This is a genomic window from Streptomyces sp. NPDC006512 (genome assembly GCF_040611935.1).
Classification (GTDB): Bacteria; Actinomycetota; Actinomycetes; order Streptomycetales; family Streptomycetaceae; genus Streptomyces.
Genome location: NZ_JBEXPG010000056.1, coordinates 42,928 through 56,821, shown reverse-complemented (window position 1 = coordinate 56,821; position 13,894 = coordinate 42,928). Strand labels below are relative to the sequence as shown.

The 13,894-nt window shown below is 72.1% G+C and carries 11 protein-coding genes; 6 read left to right on the top strand and 5 right to left on the bottom strand.

Annotated elements, in window-relative coordinates; all coding sequences use genetic code 11:
• Window positions 1-43: 43 nt before the first annotated feature.
• Window positions 44-1,378 carry a diaminopimelate decarboxylase gene (lysA, locus tag ABZZ17_RS30955; protein WP_356880910.1) on the bottom strand — a complete coding sequence of 445 codons (1,335 nt, stop codon included), beginning with the start codon at window positions 1,376-1,378 and terminating at the stop codon, window positions 44-46.
• Window positions 1,379-1,392: 14 nt separating this feature from the next.
• Window positions 1,393-1,755: an SAV_915 family protein gene (locus ABZZ17_RS30950; RefSeq protein ID WP_356880908.1), complete on the bottom strand. Its 363-nt coding sequence runs from the start codon at window positions 1,753-1,755 to the stop codon at window positions 1,393-1,395.
• A 286-nt stretch (window positions 1,756-2,041) separates the two neighbouring features.
• Here ABZZ17_RS30950 and ABZZ17_RS30945 point away from each other — a divergent pair, with 286 nt between their 5' ends.
• From ABZZ17_RS30945 to ABZZ17_RS30930, 4 genes are all read left to right on the top strand, one after another.
• Window positions 2,042-3,058 carry a hydroxyacid dehydrogenase gene (locus ABZZ17_RS30945; RefSeq protein ID WP_356880906.1) on the top strand — a complete coding sequence of 339 codons (1,017 nt, stop codon included), beginning with the start codon at window positions 2,042-2,044 and terminating at the stop codon, window positions 3,056-3,058.
• Window positions 3,059-3,187: 129 nt separating this feature from the next.
• Entirely contained in the window at window positions 3,188-4,492 is a 1,305-nt protein-coding gene (locus ABZZ17_RS30940; protein ID WP_356880905.1) for a sugar ABC transporter substrate-binding protein, read from the top strand.
• An 87-nt stretch (window positions 4,493-4,579) separates the two neighbouring features.
• Window positions 4,580-5,506, top strand: a complete 927-nt coding sequence (locus ABZZ17_RS30935; protein ID WP_356880903.1) for a sugar ABC transporter permease — start codon at window positions 4,580-4,582, stop codon at window positions 5,504-5,506.
• The gene (locus tag ABZZ17_RS30930) at window positions 5,503-6,426 is read left to right on the top strand and encodes a carbohydrate ABC transporter permease (RefSeq protein ID WP_356880901.1); all 924 of its coding nucleotides are present in this window, start codon (window positions 5,503-5,505) and stop codon (window positions 6,424-6,426) included. The genes ABZZ17_RS30935 and ABZZ17_RS30930 overlap by 4 nt, the downstream gene beginning before the upstream one ends.
• A gap of 64 nt (window positions 6,427-6,490) precedes the next feature.
• Here the strand turns inward: ABZZ17_RS30930 and ABZZ17_RS30925 are convergent, their stop codons facing one another.
• Together ABZZ17_RS30925 and ABZZ17_RS30920 are read right to left on the bottom strand one after the other, a co-directional pair.
• Window positions 6,491-8,893, bottom strand: coding sequence for a polysaccharide lyase 8 family protein (locus ABZZ17_RS30925; protein ID WP_356880899.1), 2,403 nt, complete (start codon window positions 8,891-8,893; stop codon window positions 6,491-6,493).
• Window positions 8,894-8,963: 70 nt separating this feature from the next.
• Entirely contained in the window at window positions 8,964-10,094 is a 1,131-nt protein-coding gene (locus ABZZ17_RS30920) for a substrate-binding domain-containing protein (protein WP_356880898.1), read from the bottom strand.
• Window positions 10,095-10,315: 221 nt separating this feature from the next.
• Here ABZZ17_RS30920 and ABZZ17_RS30915 point away from each other — a divergent pair, with 221 nt between their 5' ends.
• Complete coding sequence (locus ABZZ17_RS30915; protein ID WP_356880896.1) at window positions 10,316-11,050, top strand: SDR family oxidoreductase; 735 nt, start codon at window positions 10,316-10,318, stop codon at window positions 11,048-11,050.
• Window positions 11,047-11,538 carry a nuclear transport factor 2 family protein gene (locus tag ABZZ17_RS30910; RefSeq protein WP_356880894.1) on the top strand — a complete coding sequence of 164 codons (492 nt, stop codon included), beginning with the start codon at window positions 11,047-11,049 and terminating at the stop codon, window positions 11,536-11,538. Before ABZZ17_RS30915 ends, ABZZ17_RS30910 begins: the two co-directional genes overlap by 4 nt.
• A 4-nt stretch (window positions 11,539-11,542) precedes the next feature.
• Here the strand turns inward: ABZZ17_RS30910 and ABZZ17_RS30905 are convergent, their stop codons facing one another.
• Complete coding sequence (locus ABZZ17_RS30905; RefSeq protein ID WP_356880892.1) at window positions 11,543-13,591, bottom strand: calcium-binding protein; 2,049 nt, start codon at window positions 13,589-13,591, stop codon at window positions 11,543-11,545.
• Between the last annotated feature and the right edge of the window lie 303 nt (window positions 13,592-13,894).

Below are 13,894 nucleotides of genomic sequence, written 5' to 3'. Positions count from 1 at the left end.
GCGGCGCGGGCGGCGGCGCGGGCGGCGGCGCGGGCGGTGGCCGTCAGAGGCCGATGTCCCGGCTGCGGTAGTCCTCCAGGGTTTCGCGCCGGACGAGGAGCCGGGCCGTGCCCTCGTGGACGGCGACGACGGCGGGGCGGCCGACGAGGTTGTAGCCGGAGGCCATGGACAGCTGGTAGGCGCCGGCCACCGGTACGGCGAGCAGGTCGCCGGGGTGGATGTCGCCCGGCAGCCGGACGTCGGAGGCGAGGACGTCGCCCGCCTCGCAGTGGCGGCCGACGACCGTGGCCGTGCGGGGCGCGGCCGTCGAGTGGCGGCCGACGAGCCGGGGCGCGTACCGCACGCCGTACAGGGCGGGGCGCGGGTTGTCGCTCATGCCGCCGTCGACGGCGACGAACACCTTCTCGCCGGTGTGCTTGACGGTGAGCACCCGGTAGAGGGCGACTCCGGCGGGGCCCACGACGGCCCGTCCGGGTTCGATCGCGAGCCGGGGCACGGGCAGTCCCGCGGCGGCGCAGCCGTCGACGAGTTCCGTACGCAGCCGCCGGGCGAGGCAGGCGAGGTCGAGGGCGGGTTCGCCGGGCCGGTAGGCGATGCCGTGGCCGCCTCCCATGTCGAGCTCGGGCAGGGCCACGCCGTGCGTGTCACGGATGCGTGCCATGAGCCCGATCATCCGGCGCAGGGCGACCAGGTAGGGCTTCACGTCGGAGATCTGGGATCCGATGTGGCAGTGCAAGCCGGTCAGGTCGAGCCGGGGCTGGCCCAGGATCCGGGTGACGGCGTGCTGTGCGCCGCCGTCGGTGAGGGACAGGCCGAACTTCTGGTCGTCCGTGCCCGTACGGATCTTGTCGTGGCCGCCGGCCGAGACGCCCGGGACCACCCGCACCATGACCTTCTGGCGGCCGCCCGGGCCGACGGCGGCGGCGATCCTGGCGATCTCGGACGGGCTGTCGATGACGATCCGTCCCACACCGAGGCGCAGGGCGGCCTCCAGGTCGTGGGGGGACTTGGCGTTCCCGTGCAGCACGATGCGCTCGGGCGGGAATCCGGTGGTGACGGCGAGCTCCAGCTCTCCGGCCGAGCACACGTCCAGGCCCAGCCCCTCCGCCCGGACCCAGTGGACCACGGCGCGGGAGAGGAACGCCTTGGCCGCGTACAGCACGTCCGCGTCGGGGAAGGCGTCGCGGTACGTCCGGCAGCGCCCGCGGAACTCGTCCTCGTCCAGTACGTAGACGGGGGTGGCGAACCGCTCGGCGATCTCGGTGAGGGGAACCCCGCCGACGGCCAGGCCCCCGTGGGGGAGCGGCGTCGTGGACGCGGGCCATACGGACAGCTCACCGGTACCGGCGGGCGTCTGCGGGAGAACGGCGATGGTCATGGTCTGCTCCCCCTTCAGGCCGTGCGGGCCGTGGCGTCGGACACCCGTGTGAGCAGCGCTCCGGCGGGCCCGGTACCCGCCGCGGTGACGGGGGGCGCGGTGAGGGCCGGGTCGACGGTCAGCAGGGACGCGCCGAGCGGCCGGGCCATCGCGCGGAGTGCGGCCTCGGAGAGCCGGATCCAGGGCTGGGCCGTACCGAGCGTGGCGGCCAGCCGTTCCGGGCTGGTGAAACCGACGGCGGTACGGGCTCCCAGCGGGGTGCGGAACAGCCGCACGACGACGTGCGCTCCTCCCGGCCGGGCGGGCACGTACAGGGGCCCGGCCGGGCTCTGTTCCTCAGGCTCGGAGTCGGAATCGTCGTACTGGAACAAGCACATGGGGCCCTCCTCGGGGAACCACGGGTGGCAGATGACGTCCCGGCGCGGGGAGGCGGTCCGGGACGTGCAACCGAAGCTATCCCCGCCCCGGCGCCCCGGCGGTCACTCCGTAACGGGACCCATACGGCCACCGGCCCACTCCATACGCGTCACTGACGGCAGGATCCGGAATCCACAGTGATGATTGTTTCGATCGATTCGATCCATATGATTGATAGATCTTGACGATCGGATCACGGCTTCATAAGGTCGGCGTGGCCTCACCCAGCCACAAGGAGCATCCCTGATGTCCGTTCGCCGCCCACGGGTCCTGCTCGCGATGGCCCCGGAACTCCTTCCCCGCCTCCTGGACGAGCGCGCCGCCCGCCGGCTCCACGCGGTGGCCGAGCTCGACCCGGAAGTCGTCGCCGACGACTTCGGCAGACCCGAGGTGGCGGTGGCCCTGGCCGAGGCGGAGGTCCTCCTCACCTTCTGGGGAGCCCCTCCCGTCGACGCAGGTGTGCTCGCGGCCGCACCGCGCCTCAAAGCGGTCGTCCACGCCGCCGGGTCCGTCAAACACCTGGTCACCGACGCCTGCTGGGAGCGCGGCATCACCGTCTCCACCGCCGCCCTGGCCAACTCCCGCCCCGTGGCCGAGTACACCGTCGCCACGGTCCTGCTCTCCAACAAGCGCGTGCTGCAACTGCGCGAGGAGTACCGCACGGTCCGGGGCGGCAGGCACGAGTGGCACCTGCGGTACCCGCACGCGGGCAACTACGGCAGGACCGTCGGCATCGTCGGCGCCTCCCGGATCGGCCGCCGGGTGATCGAGCTGCTGCGCCCGTACGACCTCGAACTCCTCCTCTACGACCCGTACGTGACGGACGACCGGGCCAAGGCGCTCGACGTCCGCAGCGTGAGCCTCGACGAACTGTGCCGGACGTCCGACGTGGTCAGCCTGCACGCCCCCGCCCTGCCCGAGACGGAGGCGATGATCGACCGCCGACGGCTGGCACTGATGCGTGACGGCGCGACCCTGATCAACACGGCCCGCGGTTCGCTCGTCGATTCGGCCGCGCTGACCGCAGAGTTGGCCTCCGGCCGCCTACAGGCGGTCATCGACGTCACCGAGCCAGAGGTCCTGCCGGCCGACTCGCCCCTGTACGACCTGCCCAACGTGCTGCTCACTCCGCACATCGCGGGCTCGCTCGGCAACGAACTCCACCGCATGGCCGACTCGGCGATCGGAGAGATCGCCCGCTACGCCCGCGGCCTGCCCTTCCTGCACGGGGTCCGGCGCGAAGACCTGGACCGCACCGCTTAGGGGGATCTTCGACCCCCGTGACGCCTGGCAATCCGATCGTATTGATCGAAAGTTCATATGGTCTTGACGTTCAAGAAGCCTGGGCGAATGATTCACATCGTTCAGTCCACTCGCCAAGGAGCAGTACAGATGAAGGCTCAGTCCTTGCGCGTCCACGGCGCGGTGGCCGCGGCGGTGTCCCTCGCCCTGCTGACCTCCGCCTGCGGTTCGGGCCCCACCACCCCGTCGGCCGCGAAGGACGACGGCAAGCCCGTGACGATCACCTACTGGACCTGGACGGCCGGTGCCGAGGCAGCCGCCGCGGAGTTCAACAAGACGCACACCGACATCCAGGTCCGGTTCTCCCAGATACCGGGCGGCCCCGACGGCTACAGCAAGATCAGCAACGCGATCAAGGCCGGCGGCGCGCCCGACGTCACGACCATCGAGTACGCCATGGTCCCGGAGTTCGCGAGCCAGGGCTACCTGGAGGACCTCACCGCCTCCTCGGGCGAGCTGGTGAAGAAGAGCTTCCCGGCCGGCATCCAGGACCTGGTGACCTTCGGGGGCAAGACCTGGTCGGTCCCCTTCGACGCGACCCCGCAGGTGTACTTCTACCGCAAGGACCTCTTCGAGAAGTACGGCGTGTCCGTGCCGACGACCTGGGACGAGTACCGCGCGGCCGCCGAGAAGATCAAAGCGGCGGACCCCACGGCGCGCATAGGCAACTTCCCGACCGACACCCCGCTGCAAGCCACGCTCTCCTGGCAGGCCGGCGCCAAGTGGTTCCGGATCGAGGACGGCGCCTGGAAGCCGCAGATCGACGACGCCCCCTCGCAGAAGGTCGCCGCCTTCTGGCAGGGGATGCTCAAGGACGACCTGGTCTTCAACTACGGCTCCGGCACACCGGAGGAGAACAAGTCCAGGGCCGACGGCACCTCCGCCAGCATCGTGGGCGCGGCGTGGAGCGGCGGCACCATGATCTCCACCATGCCGGACCTCAAGGGCAAGTGGGGCGTCGCCCCCGTCCCCCACTGGGGCACCCCGGCCAGCGGCATGTTCGGAGGCACCAGCTTCGCCGTGCCCAAGGGCAGCAAGCACACCGAAGCCGCCGCCGAGTTCGTCAAGTGGGTGACCACGGACCCGGCCGCGATGACGGCCCGGATCGGCGCCCTGAAGAACCCGAGCACCAGCCTGCCCGCGAACCGGGACATGGCCGCGGTGGCGGCGAAGGCCTTCGACCCCTCCTACTTCGGCGGCCAGGACTTCTACAAGCTGACCGGCGAGCAGATCGACACGATCGTCCCCGGCTGGACCTGGGGCCCGGTCTGGGGCAAGGTCAACGCCGACTTCAAGGACGAGGCGGCGAAGAACGGCCTCGCCGACGGTCTGGCGAAGGCTCAGGAATCGGCCCGGACGGCCATCGAGAGCCGCGGACTCAAGCTCGCGAAGTGACGCCACGGGGCGGCCGCGCCCCCCGTGCGGTCACCCCCTCCGCGGAAGCCGGACGTCTGAACCACCCGCACCGCCAAGGAGCCGACCGTGGCATCACCTCCCCTCGCTCCGGCACGCGCCGGAAACACGCTGCGCCGCAACCAGCGCGGCGCCGTGGCCCTGTTCCTCGTCCCGTTCTTCGTCCTGTTCGCCCTCGTCATGGTGGCACCCGTCGTCTACGCGGGCTGGATGAGCGCGTTCCGGGAGCAGTCCTCGGGACTCGGATTCGGCGGCGTCGAACGGACCTTCGCGGGTCTCGCGAACTACTCGGCGGTGCTGGCCGATCCGGAGTTCCGCACCTCCTTCCTGCACGTCGCCACGTACTGCGCGCTGTACATCCCGGTGGTGATCGGCGCCGCGCTCGGCCTGGCCCTGCTGGTCGATTCGGGCTACGCCCGCGCCAAGCGCTTCTTCCAGCTCGCCTTCTTCCTGCCGCACGCCGTGCCCGGACTGATCGCCGCGATCATCTGGATCTACCTCTACACCCCCGGACTCAGCCCCGTCGTCGAATGGATCGACGACGCGGGCGGCAGCTGGAACTTCCTCTCACCCGCCCACTCCCTCTCGTCGATGGTCAACATCGCCGTCTGGCAGTGGATCGGCTACAACATGGTGATCTTCTTCGCGGCGCTCCAGGCGGTGCCCCGCGAGGTCGTCGAGGCCGCCACCGTGGACGGAGCGGGCGCCTGGCGCATCGCCCTGGGCATCAAGGTCCCGGTCATCCGGTCCTCCGTCGTCATGACCGTCCTGTTCACCTGCGTCGGAGCGATCCAGCTCTTCACCGAGCCCAGACTGCTCTCCGACAAGGCGCAGGCACTCGGCAACGACTGGTCGCCCACGATGTACATCGTCAGCAAGGCCTTCGTCGACCAGGACTACGCCGCCGCGGCCGCCGCGTCGCTGCTGCTGGCCCTCGTGGCCGGGGCACTGTCCTTCGTGGTCACCCGGATCGGGAAGCGGTGGCAGGAATCATGAGCACGCACACCCTCGCCACCCGCACCGCCGGACCGGCCGCCGGGCCGCCCGTCGGCCCGACGCCGCCGCGCCGGCCCCGCGCCCCGCGCGCCTGGGCCTCCAGGACCGCCGTCAACACCGTACTGATCATGGTGGCGCTCTACACGCTGATGCCGGTCGGCTGGCTGCTGATCGCCGCCACCAAGAACCGCCGCGACCTCTTCGCCACCAACGGCTTCGCGCTCGGGGAGTTCAACCTCTTCTCCAACGTCCACGAGGTGTTCACGCACGACGACGGCATCTACGGACGCTGGCTGCTCAACACGGCCGTCTACGCCGTCGTCGGATCCGCCCTCTCCTCGCTCCTGTCGGTCGCGGCCGGATACGCCTTCGACAAGTACGCCTTCGCGGGCAAGGAGAAGCTCTTCGGCGTGGTCCTCGCCGGCGTCCTCGTACCCGGAGCGGTCCTGACCCTGCCGATGTACCTCCTGGCCGCCGAGGCCGGGCTCACCAACACCTACTGGGCCCTGCTCATCCCCTCGCTCGTCAACCCCTTCGGCGTCTACCTCGCCCGCGTCTTCTCCGAGGGCTACGTCCCGTACGAGGTCATCGAGGCGGCCAGGGTCGACGGCGCCGGCGAGGTGCGGACGTTCCGTACGATCGCGCTGCCGATGCTCGCCCCCGGATTCACGACGCTGTTCCTGTTCTCCTTCACGGCGAGCTGGAACAACTTCTACGGCGCGCTGATCATGCTCAACGACAAGGACCTGTACCCCGTCAACCTCGGCCTCCACATGTGGAACATCTCGACCACCGAGAGCCCCGAAATGTACTCGCTGGCCATCACGGGTTCCCTCATCGCGGTGATCCCGCTGGTGATCGCCTTCCTCTGCCTGCAGCGCTTCTGGCGCTCGGGACTGACGGCCGGAGCGGTGAAGTAACCGCAGGGCACACGGGCCCGAACGTCCCGCCGGACCGCACGGGCCGTTCACGAAGCCCGTCGCTTCAGCCCAGGACGACCTCGATCCGCTGGGTCGCTCCCGCCTTCCCGGTGAGGTCTCCGAAGGTGAGCGTGAGTGAGGAGCCGGTGGTCGCGGAGGTGACCGTGGCCGGCTGGGAGATCACGGAGGCCACCGGGCGGTTCCAGCGGACCGTGAGGGCGTCCCGCATCCGCATGGGGTCCGACACGCAGAGGGTGGCGGTGCCGTCTCCGTGCTCCCGGACCAGTACGCAGGCGGGGCCGTCGGCGGTCAGGGTGCCGACCGTCCCGGCGAACCAGAAGTTGACGGCGGTGAAGCCGAGCGAGGGCACCCTGATGCCCTGCCGGTCGTTGTCGTTGGCGAGGACGGTCAGCCAGCCGGTGGCGGCGGCCCGTGCCGCGGTGGCCGTGGTCGTGGCCCCCGGCATCAGGACGTGGACGCAGGCCGCGTCGACCGGGTCCACGCCGTGGTCGATCCAGAGGGTCAGGTAGCGACGGGTGACCGGGTCGGTGGTGCCGCCGGTGTTGACGTCGCGCCAAGACCCCGTCCTGGCCTGGCGCAGCGCCTGGACCGTGGCTCCGCCGGGGAACACGTACCCGCCGTGCCCGGCGATCTGCGCCCAGTTGGTTCCGGTGAGCGTGGCCGACCAGCCGAGGGCCGTGGACTGGGCGGCGCCGTTGACGGTAAGGGCCTGGGTTCCCGTGGCGCCGAGGTTGCGGTTCTCGACCACGGTCTCGACCGTGGTGCCGTCGGCGCAGCGGACGGCGCCCGCGAGGCAGACCACCGAGTCGGCCAGGCAGAACCAGGACTTCTTCGCGTACAGCGTGCTGGACAGTCCGCGGACGAACTGGCCGAGGGCGGCGTACTCTCCGTCCGTGGCGCCGCCGACCCAGTTCACGTCCGGCCGCGGCAGGCCCCAGGCGCCGCCCTCGGCGTCGGCGAGCACCTTCTTCGAAACGGTGGTCCCGGGCAGCCGGTACGGGTCGACGGTCGGCCAGAAGGCGTCGGTGTACTGGCCGTTGCCGTACGTGTCCCCCCACCACTGGAGCATCCCGGCGCCGGCGTGCCAGCCGCGCAGGTTCTCCCCGTTGCCCGTTTCGTAGAACCCCATCCGCTTCGAGGCCATACTGACGGAGGCCGCCCAGCCGGGCCGGCGGTGGACGGCCCGGTCCATGCCGGGGAAGATCCGGTGCGCGGTCGGCTCGGCGATCGCGGTGACATCGTCGTCCTCGTGTACGGCCTTGAGCCGGGCCAGTGCCGCGATGCCCAGGTCGGTGTCGGCGAGCACGGGGCTGTAGTAGTCGCGCCGGATCCAGCCCTTCACCAATCCGCGCCAGTGCCGGTCCTCCGCACTGCTCGCGGCGGTGCCCAGCAGGGCGATGGAGGACAGGACGTCGTGCCCGCGGCCGTGGTCGCCACCCTGGAAACCGTAGGCGCCGGTCCTCGGGTTGCCCCGGCTGGTGGAGCGTCCGGAGACGGCGTCCATCATCAGGCCGTTGTAGAGGAACGGGGCGTAGGACCTTTCCACCGAGTCGAAGACGAGCTGCCGGTTGGGGTCCTCGACCGCCCAGGCGGAGCCGTCGAGGAGGGAGAAGAGGCTCGCCAGTCCGCCGAGCAGCACCGCCCCGTAGGAGCCGGTGTGGGCGAGGTGGCCGTGCTGGACGAACGACCCGTCGGCGTAGAAGCCGTCCCCGTCGGTGACGAAGGGGAAGACGGGGGAGAGGGCGCTGCTCGCGAGTGCGATCTTGGCGGCGCTCTTGCCGAGGACGCCGCGCAGCGCCAGTGAGCGGCACAGGTCGACCCGGTTGGCTCCGGTGCTGGTGCCGGTGTAGTGCGTGACCGAGGAGTCGGGGACGAACGTGTCGACGGCGGCCAGGTGGTTGCCGATCTGGGTGGCGGAGAGCCGGTCGTGGAGGATCGTGCTGATGTCCAGCAGGATCTGCGGTGAGCCGATCTGGAAGTCCCACCAGTTGCCGAACTGGCTCGTCGACGGGTTGTAGGCCTGGTCGTAGAGGTGGTCCAGGCCGGCCTTGATCTCCGCTACCAGCGCCGTGCTGCCGGTCAGGCCCGTGCCGGGCTGGGCGTAGGCCTGCGCCATGGTGGCCAGGCGGGCGTAACTGCCGGTGATCGAACGGGAGACGGTCAGGGGCAGGTCCGGCCAGAGGGATCCGCTGACGGCGGCCATCGTGGAGCGGACCTCGGAGGCCCGGGCGCCCAGCAGCGCCAGCTTCTCCGCGAAGGGGGCGGCCGCCGGGTCGAACCCGGTGCCCAGCACCATGTCCCGCCACTTGAGCCGGAGGGTGTCGTACGCGTCGGCGGCGAACGCGCCGCCGGCCGGGGCGAGGACGCCGGTCGAGGAGACCGGGCCGAGCAGGGCGGCGGTACCGGAGAGGCGCAGGAAGGAACGGCGGGACCATGGGCCGGACATGGAGCCTCCAGGGGAGCGGGGAGGGGGGCGCCCCGTTCACCGGATTTTTAGCATGCGATCGAAATATCGCTCAAGAGGTGCGTAGGGATCGATTCGTTCGAACGGTCAGGTGCGGGAGCAGTTCCAGGTGCTGGCGGGGAACGTCCTGCGGGGCGTCCGGCGCCAGCCGGTCCAGCAGGAGCGCCGCCGCCCGCGCGCCCACCTCGCGCTTGGCGGGCGCGACGGCCGTCAGCGGTACGTCGGCCAGTCCGGCGACCTCGTCGTCATAGGTGATGACCACCAGGTCCTCGGGCACCCGCACCCCCCGCGCCTGGAGCCGCGGGATCAGCATGATCGCGTCCGTGTCGCTGTGGATCAGGGCGGCGGTCACTCCGCTCTCCTCGACCGCCGCGCACAGGTAGTCCAGCGTCCGCGCGAACAGTTCGGCCTCCCCGCGCGGTCCCTGTCCGGCCGCCGCGTCCGCCCCGGGCCACGCGGGCGCGGGCTCCAGTCCGAGCGCGGTCACGGCCGCCCCGAATCCGGCCCGCAGCCGTGCGGACGTCGGCGTCTCCCGGCTGGCCAGCGCGATCCGCCGGTGGCCGAGCTCCGCCAGGTGCTGAACGGCCCGCGCCGCGCCGTGCGCGTGGTCCGACGCCACCCGGTCCAGCGCCGCCGCCGGATGGCCCGGCGGAGCCCACCGCTCCACGAGGACGGTCGGCACGGGCAGTTCCGCCGTCCAGGCGCCCTCGCCCGGCCCGGGCGAGCCCGCGTCCCAGGTCGGGGTCAGCAGCAGCCCGTCCGCACCCGTGGACAGCAGCCGGTCCGCCTGCGTACGGTCCTCGCCCGGCAGGTACCGGGTCAGTCCCACGGTGAGCCTCGCCCCCCGGGCCTCGACGACCTCACGTGCCCCGCGGACGACGTCGGCGTAGTAGTACTCGGTCGTGGGCACGACCATGCCGATCACCAGGCCCTCACCACCGCCACCGGCCGGTGCGGCGGCCCGGGCCGCCGGTGCGGCCGGGGCGGCATGCCCCGCCGCCACCTTGCTGATCACCCCGTGCATCCGCTGGATCTCGCCCCGCGCCGCCATCGCCTCGATGTCCCGCCGCAGGGTCACGGGGGAGACGCCGAGCTCCTGGGCGAGCTCCGCCACGCGGACACTGCCGCGCACCCGCAGGATCTCGCGCACCTGCGCCTGCCGTTGGTTCACGTGCGGTCTCATCGGGTCCCCCTGGGATCGTGACGGCGCGGGCGGTGCGCACCGGTGCCCGCCATCATAGGGAACCGAACCGAGCCGAACCGATCGATACGATCGATTGCTTCACGGCACTAGGCGGCGGGGAGGCGCGTTGCCAGGGTGTGACGCGTCCTGGCTGGCCGGACGCGGCCTGCGCAGACTCGGTCGGGCGGAGTCATCCGCTTCGAACGAGGAGTAGGACAGGTATGAGGAACGAAGCCAAGGTCGTGGCCGTCACCGGAGCCAGCAGCGGGATCGGGGAGGCGACGGCCCGGCGGCTCGCCGCCGACGGCCACCGGCTGCTGCTGGGCGCGCGGCGCACCGACCGGCTCGAGGCGCTGAGCCGCGAGATCGGCGAGGCGGGTGGCACCGCGGCCTTCCGGCGGCTGGACGTCACCGACGCCGCCGACGTACGGGCCTTCGTGGCCGCCGCCCGGGAGCGGTACGGCCGGCTGGACGTCCTGGTCAACAACGCCGGGGTGATGCCGCTCTCGCCGCTGGAGGCGCTGGAGGTCGACGAGTGGGACCGGATGATCGACGTGAACGTCCGGGGCGTACTGCACGGGATCGCCGCGGCCCTGCCCGTGATGCGGGCCCAGGGCGGCGGGCACTTCGTGAACGTCGCCTCCGTCGGCGCGTACGAGGTGTCGCCCACCGCGGCCGTCTACTGCGCGACCAAGTTCGCCGTCCGCGCCGTTTCCGAAGGGCTGCGCCAGGAGTCGGACGGCTCCGTCCGGGTCACTCTGGTCTCGCCGGGCGTGACCGAGTCCGAGCTGGCCGAAGGGATCTCCGATCCTGCCGCGAGGGCGGCCATGAAGGCCTACCGCGCCGTGGCGCTGCCCGCGTCCGCCATCGCGGGGGCCATCGCGTTCGCCGTCGCCCAGCCGGCCGGGGTCGACGTCAACGAGATCGTCGTACGTCCCGCCGCGAGTGCCCAGTGACCGCCGGGACGTACGAGGACCTGTCGCGCCGGCTGCGGGACCTGGAGGACAAGGACGCGCTGCGGCGGCTCATGATCCGGGGCTGGCGGGCCCTGGACCGCAAGGACTGGCGGTCGTGGATCGAGTGCTGGGCGCAGGACGCGGTGCTGGAGTTCGGGCCGTGGGGAGAGATCCGCGGGAGGGAGGCGGTCCGGGCGAAGGTGGAGGAGGCGGAGGCGCACTTCCCGAGCATGCAGCACCACATCCTGAACATGGACTTCCAGGTGGAGGGGGACCGGGCGACGGGCGTCGGCTACATGTGGTTCGTCGCCGTCACGGGGAGCGGGCAGGGCTCTTCGCCCTACTCGATGGGCGGCCCGTACGACTGGGACTTCCGGCGGGGTCCCGAGGGCGGCTGGCTCCTGGTCCGCCAGCGGCTCGGCGTCTGGTGGACCGACGGGGAGGAGACGCCGGAGGGCCTCGCCCGGACCGGCGGGACGCCGTCCTGACGGCCTACGGGCAGCTGACGCGGGTGTCGCCCGGGTCGGTCGTGCAGGTGTCGGTGCCGAGGCCGCCGTTCGCGCTGTCGTTGCCGGCGACGGCGTCGACCGTGTTGAGCCGGTCGTTGCCGAAGTTGCCCAGCAGGGTGTCGTTTCCGGGGCCGCCGTTCAGGGTGTCGTCGCCGTAGCCGCCGTCGACGTCGTCGTTGCCCGCACCGCCGTGGACCGTGTCGTTCCCGTAGCCCGGGCGGATCGTGTCGTTGCCGCCGAGAGCGCAGATCACGTCGGTGAAGTAGCCGCCGTTCAGGGTGTCCGCGCCGCTGGTGCCGATGATCGTGCAGCCGCGGGCGTTGTTGACGGTGGTGTTCGCCGTGGCCCTGTCGTTGCCGGGCACCGGGTCGCTCTCCGCCGCGTCCGCCGTGGCGGTGTCGGAGAGGGGGCCGGTGCTCCGGGGCTCGGCCACCACGGTCACGGTGGTGGCGGCGCCCGCGGCGAGGGTGCCGAGGGTGCAGTTCGCGGTGGTGGCGGTGCGCGTGCAACTGCCCTGGCCGGGCACGGCCGAGACGACGGTGCCGCCGGCGCCGGTGAGGGTGTCGGCGAGCGTGACCGCCGTCGCGGGGGTGGTGGCGCTGGTGTTGCGCACCGTCACCGTGTAGGTCGCCTGGTCGCCGATGGAGACCGTGCCGGGGCCCGCCACGGTGACGGCCAGGTCCGCGGTGGGCGCCGGCGGAGTGGTGCCGCCGCCCTCGTACCGGGCCAGTGCGAAGTCCTCGCCGGCCCCGCCGCCGCCTGCGGTGAGGATCCTGCCGTCGGGCAGCAGCGCCGCCGAGCGGGCCAGGTCGGCGCCCCCGAGGTTCGTGGTGACCGTGCCGTCGCCACCGCCGAAGCCCGTGTCCAGGCTGCCGTTGGTGAGGTAGCGGGCCAGCGCGAAGTCGCCGTTGCCGCCACCGACGGCGACGAGCTTGCCGTCGGCCTGCTGGACCACGTCGTACGCGGAACTGCCGCCCTGGGGCCCGCCGAGGTTGGTGGTCACCCTGCCGTCGCCGTCGAAGGCCGTGTCGAGGGTGCCGTTCGCGGTGTAGCGGGCCAGGGCGAAGGCAGGACCGGAGCCGCCCACGGCCACGATCCTGCCGTCGGACTGCACCACCACGTCCTGGGCGGTGTCCATGGATCCCAGGTCGGTGGTCAGCCTGCCGTCGCCGCTGAAGCTCGTGTCCGCACTGCCGTCGGAGTTGTACCGGGCCAGCGCGAAGTCCCGTACGAGGCCCTCGGTCGTGTCGCCCGCGGCGATGATCCTGCCGTCGGCCTGCAGCGCCAGTCCGTACGCCGTGCTGCCCTCCTGGAGGCCGCCGAAGTCGGTGAACAGCTTGCCGTCGCCGTCGAAGGTGGTGTCCAGGCTGCCGTCCAGGGCGTTGTACCGGGCCAGGGCAAACACGCCGCCGACCCCGCCGGCGGCGACGATCTTGCCGTCGGCCTGCACCGCCACGTCGGAGCCCTGGTCGGCGCCACCGCCGCCGAAGTCGGTGACCGCTTTGCCGTCGCCGTCGAAGGTCGTGTCCAGGCTGCCGTCCGGGTTGTAGCGGACCACCGTGAACCAGGCGACGCCGCCTTCGAGGTTCTCGCTGACGCCGACGACGACGATCTTGCCGTCGGCCTGGAGGGCCACGCCGTTGGCCGTGTCGGAGCCTCCGGCGATGTCCGTGGACACCTTTCCGCCGTCGCCGAACGTGGTGTCCGGGCTGCCGTCGGCGTTGTAGCGGACCGCCGCGAAGTTGCCGACGAAGTCCGACACGTCACCGCCCACGGCGACGATCTTGCCGTCGGGCTGTACCACCATGTCGGCGGCGGCTTCGGAGGAGCCGAGGTCGGTGGTCACGATCCCGTCGCCGCCGCCGAACGTGGGGTCCGGATCGCCCGGGGCGGCCAGTGCGGTGCCCGGCAGGGCCACGGCGAGTGCCAGGCCCAGGGCCACCGCCGCGCCGATCCGGTCGGCGCGGCGCCGGCGGCCGCCTCCCGCGACCCGTCCCCGGCCCCTGCGCGCACCCCACGTGAATGTCGACATGCAGACCCCTCTGCCGCTGCTCGCCCTGCCCTCGGCCACTCCCGGTGACGGGCCACAGCTTCCGGCCGCCGCGGCGGTGGGCCCCGGCGGCTCGCCGGACTCGCGGCGCCGGCGCCGGCGGTTCCACCCGACCGCCGTATACGACGCCGACCGGGCGCGACCGGCGGGCGCGACCCGGCGGGCGGGGTCCGGCGGGCGGGGTCCGGCGTGGGGAACCAGCCGTCGGCCGGGCCCCGTCGTACGCGTGGACGGCGAAGCGGTGTCCCGTATTCCGCGCCTTACCGTTGATATGTACGCGCCATT

Excerpts from the sequence above, each read along its gene's own strand:
- lysA (WP_356880910.1), bottom strand. The coding sequence starts at position 1,378 with ATGACCATCGCCGTTCTCCCGCAGACGCCCGCCGGTACCGGTGAGCTG.
- ABZZ17_RS30950 (WP_356880908.1), bottom strand. The coding sequence starts at position 1,755 with ATGTGCTTGTTCCAGTACGACGATTCCGACTCCGAGCCTGAGGAACAG.
- ABZZ17_RS30945 (WP_356880906.1), top strand. The coding sequence starts at position 2,042 with ATGTCCGTTCGCCGCCCACGGGTCCTGCTCGCGATGGCCCCGGAACTC.
- ABZZ17_RS30940 (WP_356880905.1), top strand. The coding sequence starts at position 3,188 with ATGAAGGCTCAGTCCTTGCGCGTCCACGGCGCGGTGGCCGCGGCGGTG.
- ABZZ17_RS30930 (WP_356880901.1), top strand. The coding sequence starts at position 5,503 with ATGAGCACGCACACCCTCGCCACCCGCACCGCCGGACCGGCCGCCGGG.
- ABZZ17_RS30925 (WP_356880899.1), bottom strand. The coding sequence starts at position 8,893 with ATGTCCGGCCCATGGTCCCGCCGTTCCTTCCTGCGCCTCTCCGGTACC.
- ABZZ17_RS30920 (WP_356880898.1), bottom strand. The coding sequence starts at position 10,094 with ATGAGACCGCACGTGAACCAACGGCAGGCGCAGGTGCGCGAGATCCTG.
- ABZZ17_RS30915 (WP_356880896.1), top strand. The coding sequence starts at position 10,316 with ATGAGGAACGAAGCCAAGGTCGTGGCCGTCACCGGAGCCAGCAGCGGG.
- ABZZ17_RS30905 (WP_356880892.1), bottom strand. The coding sequence starts at position 13,591 with ATGTCGACATTCACGTGGGGTGCGCGCAGGGGCCGGGGACGGGTCGCG.